Source organism: Candidatus Palauibacter sp., assembly GCF_965222475.1.
In the GTDB taxonomy this organism is placed as follows: domain Bacteria; phylum Gemmatimonadota; class Gemmatimonadetes; order Palauibacterales; family Palauibacteraceae; genus Palauibacter.
In genome coordinates this window covers 680,870-693,318 of sequence record NZ_CBDCUB010000001.1, presented here as the reverse complement: position 1 = coordinate 693,318, position 12,449 = coordinate 680,870, and the positions used below count along the sequence as shown (strand labels likewise).

Below are 12,449 nucleotides of genomic sequence, written 5' to 3'. Positions count from 1 at the left end.
GCCAGCCTGCCGAAGATGGCCCGGGGCCCGCGCCTGCGTTACTCCGAGGCTCAGCCATGGATCCGGGTTGTCAGCCATGGATCCGGGTTGTCAGCTCGGGTCGCTTCCCGAACGATCACGGACCGGCGAGCCTCCCCCGGCGAAGCGCAGGAAGAGGGCCGGGACGACGACCATGTTCAGCGTGGTGGACGTGAACAGCCCCCCCAGGACGACGACGGCCAGCGGCGCCTGAATCTCCTTGCCGGGCTCCCCGAGGCCCAGCGCCAGCGGGATGAGGGCGAGGCCCGCCGTCGAGGCCGTCATCAGGATCGGACTGAGCCGCTCCATCGAACCGCGCCGGATGCTCTCGATGAGCGCGTGGCCGTCCCCGCGGAGATCCTGGTAGCGGCTCACGAGGAGGATCCCGTTGCGGACGGCGATCCCGAACAGGGTGATGAAACCGACAAGCGTCGCGATGTTCACCGTCCCGCCGATGAGGAGGACGGCGAGCACGCCTCCCGCCAGCGACAGGGGGAGGTTGACCATGAGCAGCGCGGCGATCCGGGCGCTCCGGAAGGTGCGGAACATGATGAGGAAGATCGCGGCGATCGAGAACAGCGACAGGATCGTAATCCGCCGCGTGGCCTCCTGGCCGCTCTCGAACTGTCCTCCGTACTCGACATGATAGGCCGGCGGCAGCGCGACCTCCGCCCCGACGCGCGCCTGCAACTCCTCCGCGGCCCCACCAACGTCGCGGCCCGCGACGTTGGCGCTGACCACGATTTTCCGCTGGACATTCTCGCGGCTGATCGTGTTCGGCCCGCGCGCCGGCTCGATCGACGCCAGTTGGGAGAGGGGCACCGCGGCCCCCGACGGGGTCGTCATCAGCGTTCCGCCGATCGCCTCCGGGTCCGTCCGGTGTTCGTCCGCGTAGCGAACCACGAGGTCGAACGCGCGGTCCCCTTCCCGGATGAGCGACACCTCCTCCCCCTGGAAGGCGACGTCCACGGCCGCCGCCATCGCTCCCGGCGTGACGCCGTACCGCGCCATGGCCCGGCGGTCGGCCCGGATCTGGAGCTGCGGGATCTCGGCCTGCCGCTCGACGGCGATGTCCACCAACCCCGCCACGCTCGTGGCGACCGTCTCGATCTCGCCCGCGAGTTCGCGCAGCTGCTGGAGGTCGGGCCCGAACAGGTTGACGGCGATGGCGGCCCGCGTCCCCGAGAGCATGTGATCGATGCGGTGTCCGATCGGCTGGCCGATCGTGACGTTCGTGCCGGGGAGCCCGGCGAGATCGTCCCGCAACGCGGCCATGACCTCGGCCAGTTCGACCTCGGACAGATCGAGGGGCACGTCGATCTCGGAGGCGTTGGCGCCCTGGGCGTGCTCGTCGAGATCGGCCCGGCCGGTGCGCCGCGAGGTGGAGACGACGGCCGGGTGCGCCAGCAGTTGGCGCTCCACGCGGGCGCCGATGGCATCGGACTCCTGCAGCGAGGTGCCCGGCGGGCTCACCACGGACACGGTCAAGGCGCCCTCCTGGAACTCGGGCAGAAACGACCGGCCCAGCAGGGGGAACACCGCCAGCGTGCCCGCCAGCAGGACGACGGCACCGGCCAGCACCGGACCCGACCGCCGGAGGGCCCAGTCCAGAAGGGGTCGGTACGCCACTTCGATCCGTCGCATCAGCCACGGTTCGCGCTTCCTGTCGAGCGCACGGTCGTGCGGCAGGAGGATGTGGCACAGCGCCGGCGTCACCGTGACCGCCACGAGGAGCGATGAGAGGATGCTCACGATGTACGCCAGGCCGAGAGGCCGAAGCATGCGTCCCTCGACGCCGGACAGGAAGAAGAGGGGGACGAACACGATCGAGATGATGACGGTCGCGTCGAGGATCGGATCCCGGATCTGGCGCGCGGCGCGACGGATGAGTTCGAACGGGGATTGGCGCCGGTCCGCGGGGAGCCGGCGGTCTTCACGCAGGCGGCGGTGCACGTTCTCGACCACGATGATCGCGTCGTCCACCAGAGCGCCGATGGCGATCGCCATCCCCCCCAGCGTCATCGTGTTGATCGTGCCCCCGAGCAGCCGCAGCGCGAGCATGGCGAGCCCGAGCGAGAGCGGGATCGCGAGCACCGAGATCGCCGTCATCCGGGCGTCCCAGAGGAAGAGCAGGAGGATCGCGACGACCAGCAGGGCGCCGTCGCGGAGGGCCGTGGTCACGTTCTCCAGGGCGAGCGAGATGAAATCGGCCTGCCGAAAGATGGTGCGTTCGAACGCGACCCCCTCGGGGAGGTCCGCCTCGAGCTCGTCCAGCTCGGCGTCGATTCGCTCGGTGAGTTCGAGCGTGTTCGCGTCGGGCTGCTTCTGGATGGAAAGGATGACGGCGGGTGCCGCGTTCACGGAGGCGGTGCCGAGGCGCACCGCGGGACCGATCCGCACATCGGCGAGGTCTTCGAGGAGGACCGGGACGCCATCCCGCACCGCCGCCACGGCGAGGCCGATCTCCTCCAGGCCGCGCGCTCGCCCGATGCCGCGGATGAGGATCTCGCGACCGCCGGAGCGATACACCCCCCCCGACGCGTTCCGGTTCGAGGCGGCCGCGGCCTCCAGCACCTGGTCGAGCCCCACGCCGTAGGCGAGCAGCCGCTCGGGATGGACCAGCACCTGGTACTGCCGGACTTCCCCGCCGATCGGGATCACCTGGGAGACCCCCGGCACGGCCAGCAGCCTGCGGCGCACCGTCCAGTCGGCCAGGCTCCGCGCTTCCATGAGCTGCGCCGGCGGCGCGCTCATCCCCACGAGCAGGATCTCGCCCATGATCGAACTCACGGGGGCGAGCACGGGAGCGCTCGCGTCCTCCGGCAGCTGGCCGGCGGCGAGCTGCAGCCGCTCGTTCACGATCTGGCGCGCGCGCAGGATGTCCGTGCCCCAGTCGAAGTCCACCCACACGATGCTGATCCCGTGGGCCGAACTCGATCGGACCCGGCGCACGCCGGCCGCACCGTTCACCGCCGTCTCGATCGGGAAGGTGATGAGGCTCTCGACCTCTTCGGGCGCCAACCCGTGCGCGTCGGTGAGCACGGTCACGGTGGGCGCCGTGAGGTCCGGGAAGACATCGACGGGCAGGTTGGCCGCGACCCAGCTCCCGCTCCCCAGGACGACGACCGCCGCGCACACGGCGAGAAAGCGGTTTTGCAGCGAGGCGCCGACCAGCCGGTCGAGGAGACCCATGTGCCCGGGAGCGTTCATTCCGGACGGCCTCAGTGCGGATGTCCGTGATCAGAGATCTCTGCTTCTCCGAGCGACGCCAGCCTCACCTGGTACGCGCCCTCCGCGACGACCTGTTCCCCCCTCGCCACGCCCGTAAGTACGATCGTCCACGATCCGTCCGAGGGTCCGGTTTCCACGACCCGGCGCTGGAACGCCTCCCCGCCGAGCTTGACGTAGACCACGGAGAGCCCGTCCTCATCCACGATCGCACGCGTCGGAACGGCCACGCCTGCCACGGGTGCGCCCAGGATGAGATGTCCTTCCGCCAGCAGCCCCACCTTGAGTTCGGCATCGGCGTTGGAGACGGCGAAGCGCACGGGGAGAGTCCGGCTCGCGGGATCGATGACGGTGCCCACGGAGACGACGCGAGAGGCGGTGTGCGTGTGCGACGCGCCTTCGACCGTGAACCACGCGCCGCGCACCTCGCTCGCCGCCTCGGCGTGGCGGGCCGGGACCCGGGCCACGAACCAGAGCGTGTCCGGGTTTACGACGGTGAAGGCGTGCGTCCCGACCTCGACGTGCTGGCCGGGGGCCACATGGCGGTCGGAGATGACGCCGCGAATCGGGCTCTGGAGCCGGTAGACGTTCGGATCGGGACCGCCTCCATCCGCGCCCTCCCGCACGCCGCCGATCGTCTCGAACGCCGCCAGCGCCAGCTCGAGATCGTGCCGGGCCTCCTCGAGGCGGCGTTCGGCGATGGCGCCGGCCGCGAAGAGGCGCTCCGCCCGGGCCGCCTCCCGCTCGGCCCGCGCCACGTCATGGCGCATGCGCGCGTACGAGGCATCGACATCCGTAGGCGCGATCAGCGCCAGCGTCTCCCCCGCCCGGACCGCATCCCCGGGCACCGGCGACGGCCCCTGCACCAGCACGAGCCCCGCCACGGGCGTCGAGACGTGCGCGAGACCGTTCCCGGCGGCCACGATCTCCCCGGTGGCGGTGATCGAGCCGGGAATCCGCCGCTCGTCCGCGACGGCCACCTCGAACGGCATAGACCACTGCTGCTCCTTCGCGAATGCGATCAGCCCCGGTGGCGGCACCTCCACGTCGTGCGGCAGGGCCTCCGCGCTGGCGAAGACCTGCAACTGTCCCACCGGGATCGCGTGCTCGGCGCCCCGGGCCGAGAGCGTGAGGTCGGCGCGCCAGATGCCGGTCTCGGGCAGGGTCGGGGTCGGGCTGTAGACGCCCGGCGCCGACGGGGCCTGCAGCACGATCTCCTCGCGGGCTCCGCCCGGGCCGCGCAGCACCAGCGTGAGGCGGCCCTCGCTCACCGGCTTCCACTCCTCCAGCCACGTGAGGTGGATGTCCCACGGATCGCTCGCGACCCCGCGCACGTGAGGCGGATACTCGACGAAGAGCTCGAGCGCTTCCGTCCAGTGCGTGACGACGCCGCCTCCGGCGTGGGAATGGTCGGCCGCGGCCGCAGCGTCGGCGGCCGGCGAGCCGCAGCCGGCGCTCCAGAGGACCGCGGCGAGGGTCGCCGCACGGGACAAGCGGACATCGGGCCTCATCCTTCCGCCTCCGGAGCCCGCCCCATGGCGCGCAGGAGATCGTAGTAGGCGACCCAGGCGCCGGCCCGAAGGGAGAGCGCCGTCAGCCGGGCGTCCCGAAAGGCGTCCGCCGCGTCCAGAACCTCCACCAGCGTCATCTCTCCCTCCGCGTAGGCCGCCCGCGCCGCCGCGAGAAGGGCGTCCGCGTCGGCGAACAGGTCGTCGCCGACGGCTTCGAGCCGGCCACGGGCGGACTCATGGAGATCGGACGCGGTCAGCACGTCGATCTCGGCCTGCCGGCGGCGAAGATCCAGCCGGTGGACCGCCGCGGATTCGCGCGCGGCGGCGCCATCCCGCCCTCCCCCTCCCCGGTCGAAGAACGGAATCGGGAGGTTCACGCCGAAGGTCGCGCCGGTAAACCCATCCGCCTGTTCCTTGTAGCCCAGATTCAGCGTCGGATTCGGGGCCCAGGCCGCGCTCGCCACCGCCGTCGCCGCTGCCGCCGCATCCACCTCCCGCGCCGCCGCTTCGAGGTCCGGTCGCCCGGCCATCGCGTCCAGCGCGACTCCACGCGTGACCGGCGGCGGGACGCCTTCAAGCCCTTCCGAGGGGCCCACCTCCCGCGCCTCGGCCTCTGGAACGACGAGCACGGCCAGCGCCCGGCGGGCGGCGCGGGCCCGGAGTACCGCGTTGGCCAGATCCTGTTCGACGCGCAGGCGCTCGATCCGCAACCGCCGCGCCTCGTAGGCGGAGATATCTCCGGCCTCCAGGCGGCGCTCGGCGGCCTCGGCCACCGTCCGGATCACGGACGCGGCCTGCTCGGCGGCTCGCTCCGCCTCCTCGTCGTACCAGGCCCGTGCGTAGGCCTCGCGCACCTCGAAGGCCAGGCGTATCGAATCGGCGCGGAACCGGGCGGCCGCCCCATCGGTAGCGTGGGCGGCGAGTCGGCCCCGGGCAGCGGTTCGGCCCGGCCACTCCACCTGCTGCACCAGCCCCGCCGTCGTCTCCCAGTAGTCCGCGCCCGCGTGGCCCAGCGACTCGCGGCCCACCACCAGCGTCGGGTTCGCGTACGCCCGGTCCTGGCGCGCCATTCCCGCGATCTCGGCCGACTCGGCCCGCGCGATTCGCAGCGCGAGACTGTTGCGAGCAAACGACTCGAGTGCTTCGGGGAGCGTGATCCGTCGGACCGCCTCCTGGGCGACCGCTCCGTGCGGGACGGCGGCCCCGCCCCCGATCAGCAGCAGCGTCAAGGTCCCGATCACTCGCATGACACCTCCCGGAAAAGCGGGCCGGCCCCGTCCCGTCACCGTTCGAATATGGTCGCGGTCGCAGCACGACTGAAACCGCTGCGCGGAAGCTCTCCGTATTGTTCGGCGACGCTCGGACGCTCCACATTGGCGTCCACACCCCCTGAGAAGGGAGAAGGAGACCATGAGGAAGATCGCGATTCTCGTCGCCGCGTTCGTCATTCGGAAGCTGCTGAAGAAGCTCTGAAGGCGGTCGCCGGACCCGCTCCGGCTCCGTACCGCCGGGGTGACCCTGCCTCGCGCCGCTAGTCCGGGGATGGCCCGACCCGGCCGGGTCTCATCGCCGTGAGGAAGCGGATCGGCCTCAACGCCTCCCGGTCGTACGAGTAGTAGATGAAGATCGGCGTGCCCCGCATCTTCTTCCGCTCCACGAAGCCCCAGAACCGCGAGTCGAAGCTCGAGTCGCGGTTGTCCCCCAGCATGAAGAAGCGCTCCGCGGGGAGGACGATCGGTCCCCAGTTGTTCCGCGTCGGCTCGTATTCCTCGCGAGCCGGGTCCGGCACCAGGTAATCGGTCTGCCACAACATCATCGGGTCCCCGGAATCCGGCTGGCGGCGATTCCGGAGGGCATAGGGCTCCTCGATCGCGGCCCCGTTCCGGTGAAGGACGCCGTTCTCCATCCACAGCGTGTCCCCCGGCAGGCCCACGGTACGCTTCACGATGTCGAGTCCAGGGGAGTGGTCGGCCCGGAATACGATGATGTCGCCGTGTTTCGGTTCCTTGTACCCCGGGACGCGGAAGTCCGTGAGAGGAACGGGCGAGCCGAGCGACATCTTGTTCACGAGCAGGAAATCGCCGACCAGCAGGGTGCCCTCCATCGAGCCCGACGTAATGACGAACGTCGCAAGCAGGAAGCTCCGGAAAACGAAAAAGATGATGGCCGCGACGAGCAGGGTGCGGGCCCAGTCGCGGAACCAGGCGCCGCTGAAACGCGGGGGCGGTGGCGGACGCTTCCGCTTCGATCCCTCGTCTTCGCTCCCTTCGCGGATCGTGTCTCTCGCTTTCCGGCCTCGTGCCATTACTCTCCGCCGCTCGTTCCAGTGGCACCTGCGGCGCCGGGCTTCATCGTCATCGAGGGGACGCTACTCTGCGAGCCCGGCGTCCGCCGCGCAAACCATTGAGGTGGCCAATTGAGGTGGCTAGTCGGGAGAGGGACCGATCCGTTCCGGCCTCATCGTCGTCAGGAAGCGCGCCGGCTTCGGTGCCTTCCGGTCGTACGAGTAGTAGATGAAGAACAACGTCCCCCGCATCTTTTTTCGTTCGACGAATCCCCAGAACCGCGAGTCGAAACTGTCGTCGCGATTGTCCCCGAGCATGAAATAGCGCTGTTGGGGAACGACGATCGGCCCCCAGTTGTCCCGCGTGGGCTGGTACCCTGGCCGTGCCTCGGGTAACAGATGCGCGGTTTGCCACATCATCCGTATGTCCGATGCGTCGGGGATCCGAGCGTCCCGGAGCACGTAGGATTCGTCGACCTCGCTTCCGTTCCGGTAGAGGACGCCGCGCGCCATGTGGAGCGTGTCGCCGGGAAGGCCGACGGCGCGCTTGACGATGTCGAGCCCGGGCGAGTGATCGGCTCGAAACACGATGATGCCGCCGTGTTCCGGCTCGGCGTATCCCGGAACCCGGAAGTCCGTGAACGGGATCGTGGAGCCCAGCGACACCCTGTTCACGAGCAGAAAGTCACCCACGAGCAGTGTCTCTCTCATCGATCCCGACGTGATGACGAAACTGGCGAAGAGGAATGTCCGGAAGAAGAACAGCATGACGGCCGCGAGAGTCAGCGAGCGGGTCCAACCGACAAACCACGCCCGGCTGAACCGTGGCGGAGCGGGTGGCCGCTTCGTTTTCCGATTTCGTGCCATGATCACCTGACCTCCCGGGGGGACTGCCGGCGCCCCTTGCGCCGGAAGGTTACATGATTCCGTCGGTGTAGAGATGGAGCCGCCAGGTATCGCCGCCGCGTACGGCGCGGGCGATGTCGATCCGGAACAGACCCTCCATGATCGAAAAGCCGGCCCCGACGCTCGAGCGCCAGCCCTCGGTTCCGAAGCCGTCCCGGGGCCCCGCCCATGCCGCATCCCAGAAGGCCGTCACACGCAACGCGCTGCCGCCCACGTCGTACGCGGGGTCGCCGATCCGGAAACCGCGTCCCAGTTCGACGCGGCCGAGCCGGAAGCTCTCCCCGGCGGCCGCCCCGGGGTCGAAGGCCCGCAGCGTGTACGACCCGCCGAGGTGGAAGTGCCGCTGGAGCGGCGGCTCGCCGAACACTCTTCCCGTCGCACCCTCCAGCGCCAGGCTCCACAGCCCCAGAGGGAGTTGGAGTGCCGCCGAGACCGCCACCCGGCCGTAGTCGCCGAAGTCTCCCGTCGCGGCTTCACCCCACGCCGAACCGCTCAGGACCGGAACCCCGGGGTCGACGGAACTGAACGCCCGCCATCGGCCCGAGATGCCGGCGATGTCGCCACGCTCGGCGAAGATGTTATCGGGGAAGGTCGCGTCGCCGAAGAGGTTCGGGAGCGACGCGTCGCTCCGCTTGGGGGCGTTCTGGTGGCGCTCCGCGAACAGCGTCGCCTCGACCCGGGTGCGGGCACCCTGCCGGCTGGCCGAGAGTTCGAACCCGGTCTCGCGGAAGTAGAGGCCTTCGTCGTACCCCAGCATCAGGCTGTTGAACGAGTTCCCCAGCGAGAGAGGTCGACCCCAGTCCCCGAGGTCGGTCAGCCGACGGTACGCGGTGATCCCGAAGCCGCCGCGCGCGGTCTGCCGGCGCCACCCGACTTCCACCCCGGGCTCCCATTCGGGGATCCCTATCCGGGGCGTGACCGCGAACTCCGAGGAATTGCCCGTGGGCCAGCCGAACCGGGCGTTCAGCGATAGACCTTCGACCCGGTTGTAGCGGAGCCTGCCCAGCCCCGGAATCAGGTCGAGACGCGGGGCGAGCGCGCCGGCCGCCGGGATGCGGAGCGACGAGAGGCGATCCTTCAACTGGTTCAGCTCGTTCGCCTCGAACGCGACCACCCCCGGGGAGAACAGGGGTTCCAGCAGTTCCGGAGCCGCGACGAGCTCGTTGATGGGAGGGACGATGATCACCACCGGCCGCGAATTCTCCGGCAGCGAATCCGCTTCCGCGGTGAGCGGGTCGTCGCGGGTCCGCTCGGCGTCGGGCTCCCCCCGGCGCTCCGCCCGGCGCCCGACCCGAATCCCGACCCGAGTCCCTACCGCGGAAGCCTCAAGCGTGTCGGCTTCGGAAGTCGGGGTCTCCTCGTCCCGGTCAACCCAGCGGGTCCAGCCCGGAGGGAGAGTCTCTCCCGGATCGAGTGTCTGCTCCCGGTCGACGAGATAGTCCTCGAACGTCCATTCGAAGCGCACAGGCACGCTCCACCGCCCCGCCACGGTGGCCGTGGCGTCGAACGCCATACGGTTCGGCAGCCACCAGCGGAGTTCCTGGAGTCCGTAGTCGATCGTGATGAAGTCGACCCTGGCCCGGATGGGCTTCACGAACCCTGGCACGTCATCCGCATCCTCCGGCTGCTCTCGGTCGAAGTCGTACTCGATCGCGGGACGGTAGGCGGCCCGGGTCAGGACGCCGGCATCGGCATCGAACCAGAAGGAGCCCGCGATGCGGTCGAAGCGGCCCTCGCGCGGCTCCACGACCGCTTCGATCAGGGTCACCGTGCGGTCCGAGCCGGCAAAGCGGATTCTCAGCGTGTCGCCGGAGCGGTAGCGGTAGTGGAGGGCGGCCGTGTCGGCCAGCGGGTGGAGCGCCCAGTCCGAGCCGATCGCCACGTGTTCGCTGGCCGGATCGAGGATGTCGAAGTCGAGGTCGAAGGCGTCATCCTCGCGCAGGTCGTCCTCGAACTCGACGCCCAGGCCGGCGATCGGCACGCCCCGCCGCACCCCCAGCCAGCGGATGATGTGGTCGCCCTCGGCCGCCCAGCGCATGCGCGCCGCGCGCTCCTGGTGAAACATGGCCCGTTCGCGCCGGAGCGCCCGGCCGCCGAGCCCCGCGTAGATCCGCTCGCGGTACGTCAGTTCGAAGCTGGTCAGTCCGTCGGCCCGGGCCTTGCGTTGCGCCCGCGCGCGTTCGATCAGGGCCGCCACGCCGTCGTCGGCGTAGGCGTCGGCCGGCACCTGCCGCAAACCGGCGGCGCCCGGGGTCGGCGGCGGCTCCTGGAGGGCGTCCGCGTCGCCCGACCCGCCGGAGGCGTGCCACAGGGCCGCCAGCGAGAGGGCACACATGGCGCGACGCGCTCGATTCAATCCCATCCCTCGTGAAGACGTTCCGGTCGGCGGCTCATGAGCGACCCGACCGCCCTCGAGCGTGGATGCATCCCGCCAGGGAGTGCTACGTCTATGTTTCAGCAGACGTTTCAATAGGCTACGACGTCACCGGACCGGCAAATGGGCATCTATTCCGAGCACATTTTCCCGCGTCTCATGGAGAGCGGCCTCAAGGGCGAAGTGCACCGCGGCTATCGGCGCCGGGCGCTCGCTCGCGCGCATGGAGAGGTGCTGGAGGTCGGCTTCGGGACCGGATTGAACCTCGACTGCTATCCGGAGTCCGTGCGCCGGGTCACCGGCCTCGATCCCGCGGCGGTGCTCGAACGCCGCGTGCGCGGGCGCGTCGCCGAGGCCCCCTTCCGCGTGGAGCGCATCACGCGCGACGCGGCGGACCGACTGCCTTTCCCCGACGGCCACTTCGACACCGTGGCGAGCACCTGGACGCTGTGTTCGATCGAGCGGCTGCCGACGGCGCTCGTCGAGATGAGACGGGTACTCAAGCCCGCGGGGGAACTCCTCTTCCTCGAACACGGGAGGAACGGCGGGCCGTGGGTGGCCCGCCTGCAGGATGCCGTCAATCCCATTCAGAATCTCGTCGCCTGCGGCTGCAACGTGAACCGGAAGATCGACGAGGAGATCGAGGGCGCCGGGTTCCGGATCACCGAACTCGAGCGTTTCATCATGCCCGGCGTACCCCGGGCGCTGGGGTCCGTCTACCTCGGCGCGGCCCGCCGGGCCAGCGGGAGGCGACTCACAAACCCGCGGCGCGTCAGGCGCTGAGCGTTCTTCGCGCCAGAGAGGCCCCGGCCAGGCCCGCGACCCCGGGACCGAGGAGGAAGAGGAGAGCCAGGGCCCAGTGGCCCGACGCGGGATCCGTGGCGGAGACCCAGACGCCGATGAGGCCGAGGAGGCCCGGACCCCAGCCGGGAGCCAGCCCCCAGAGGAGCGGACGCGCCCCCCCGTGCCACCGGGTGAGTGCGAATCCGACGGCGAGGTAGAACAGACCACCGAGCGCGATGAGGCCCGCTCCCGGACCGACCGGCAGGTCGCGAAACACGAGGGCCAGTCCGACGAGACCCGCCAGCAGGCACACGACGATCGACCCGGTGATCTTCACGGTGATCTTTACGGCGGCTTTCATGGCGTGCGAAGATGCGGTTCGTTTCGCAGTTTCTCAAATCTCGAATCGCCCATGCCCGCCACCGCGCGAGGCGTCGTCCCGGAGGAAATCGATGAGACCACACTCGTCCCGCAGGCGGCCAACGGCTTCCGTCGCCTTGAGTTGGATCGGCATCCCGCTCGCGGTCATCGGCCTCGCGCTCGCGGCCCCGGCCGACGACGCGTCGGCCGACGGGATTACGACCGGGAGCGGGGCGGCGAATCTCGAAGATCTCGCCTGGATCGCGGGCCACTGGGGCGGAGAGGCGATGGGGGGACAGATCGAGGAGGCGTGGTTCAGCCCGGCCGGCCGGTCGATGTCCGGGTCCTTCCGGCTCGTGCGGGACGGTCTCGCGATCATGTATGAGCTGCTTCTGCTCGAGCAGGACGACGACGGCGAGATCTACTATCGCTTCAAGCACGTGGGACGCGGTTGGACGCCCCGCGAGGAGACTGCGCTCGAGTTTCGTCTCACGGAGCTGGAAGGGCGCCAGGCGACGTTCCGGAATACGGCCCCGGAGCCCCCCGAGAACGGATTGTTGTGGTTCACCTACGAGAGTCCGGCGGAGGACCAGCTGCGCGTGACGATTCACGGGAGCGGCGGCGCCCCCCCCACCGTGTTGGCGATGACGCGGCGCTGAACCGTATTCCGGAGACCATGTCAAACGTTTTGAATTCATGAACCCCTCGGAGGAGGAACCTCGAATGGCGGCTTACGCTTGCGACGAGTGCGGGATGAGCATCGGGACGATGACGTGCGGCCAGTGCGGCGCGGCACTGGCCCACGATACGCTGGTCAAGGATGACGGCAGCGCCGTCCACGTCTCGAAATGCCCCGCGGGCCACGGCATGGTGAAGTCGCCGATGTGCTGCGGGCAGGATATGGCCTGCCGGGTGTAACAGCCGGCGGCGATCGGCCCGAGGTGGCCGGGAATTGAACCGGAGGCGAGGAATCGCCATCATTATC

Annotated in this window: 10 protein-coding genes; 3 read left to right on the top strand and 7 right to left on the bottom strand. The window is 69.9% G+C overall.

Annotation, left to right across the window (positions count from 1 at the left end):
* Positions 1–90 precede the first annotated feature (90 nt).
* From ACOQPP_RS02975 to ACOQPP_RS02950, 6 genes are all read right to left on the bottom strand, one after another.
* Positions 91–3,228 (bottom strand): efflux RND transporter permease subunit, encoded by a 3,138-nt coding sequence (locus ACOQPP_RS02975; protein ID WP_419165692.1) that lies wholly within the window; start codon positions 3,226–3,228, stop codon positions 91–93.
* A gap of 11 nt (positions 3,229–3,239) precedes the next feature.
* Complete coding sequence (locus ACOQPP_RS02970) at positions 3,240–4,757, bottom strand: efflux RND transporter periplasmic adaptor subunit (protein ID WP_419165691.1); 1,518 nt, start codon at positions 4,755–4,757, stop codon at positions 3,240–3,242.
* On the bottom strand, positions 4,754–6,004 hold the full coding sequence (locus tag ACOQPP_RS02965; RefSeq protein WP_419165690.1) for a TolC family protein: 1,251 nt from the start codon (positions 6,002–6,004) through the stop codon (positions 4,754–4,756). The genes ACOQPP_RS02970 and ACOQPP_RS02965 overlap by 4 nt, the downstream gene beginning before the upstream one ends.
* Positions 6,005–6,288: 284 nt before the next feature.
* Complete coding sequence (lepB, locus tag ACOQPP_RS02960) at positions 6,289–7,062, bottom strand: signal peptidase I (protein ID WP_419165689.1); 774 nt, start codon at positions 7,060–7,062, stop codon at positions 6,289–6,291.
* A gap of 120 nt (positions 7,063–7,182) precedes the next feature.
* A complete protein-coding gene (gene lepB / locus ACOQPP_RS02955) occupies positions 7,183–7,908 on the bottom strand; it encodes a signal peptidase I (RefSeq protein ID WP_420635855.1) in 726 nt (241 codons plus the stop codon).
* Positions 7,909–7,957: 49 nt separating this feature from the next.
* Complete coding sequence (locus ACOQPP_RS02950; RefSeq protein ID WP_419165687.1) at positions 7,958–10,303, bottom strand: hypothetical protein; 2,346 nt, start codon at positions 10,301–10,303, stop codon at positions 7,958–7,960.
* A 141-nt stretch (positions 10,304–10,444) separates the two neighbouring features.
* On the opposite strand from ACOQPP_RS02950, the gene ACOQPP_RS02945 reads away from it, so the two are divergent.
* Positions 10,445–11,104: a class I SAM-dependent methyltransferase gene (locus ACOQPP_RS02945; RefSeq protein WP_419165686.1), complete on the top strand. Its 660-nt coding sequence runs from the start codon at positions 10,445–10,447 to the stop codon at positions 11,102–11,104.
* Here ACOQPP_RS02945 and ACOQPP_RS02940 read toward each other — a convergent pair.
* Positions 11,094–11,465, bottom strand: a complete 372-nt coding sequence (locus ACOQPP_RS02940) for a hypothetical protein (RefSeq protein WP_419165685.1) — start codon at positions 11,463–11,465, stop codon at positions 11,094–11,096. The genes ACOQPP_RS02945 and ACOQPP_RS02940 overlap by 11 nt on opposite strands.
* 91 nt (positions 11,466–11,556) lie before the next feature.
* On the opposite strand from ACOQPP_RS02940, the gene ACOQPP_RS02935 reads away from it, so the two are divergent.
* Positions 11,557–12,123 carry a DUF6265 family protein gene (locus ACOQPP_RS02935; protein ID WP_419165684.1) on the top strand — a complete coding sequence of 189 codons (567 nt, stop codon included), beginning with the start codon at positions 11,557–11,559 and terminating at the stop codon, positions 12,121–12,123.
* Between the two features lie 94 nt (positions 12,124–12,217).
* On the top strand, positions 12,218–12,382 hold the full coding sequence (locus ACOQPP_RS02930) for a hypothetical protein (RefSeq protein WP_419165683.1): 165 nt from the start codon (positions 12,218–12,220) through the stop codon (positions 12,380–12,382).
* Positions 12,383–12,449 lie beyond the last annotated feature (67 nt).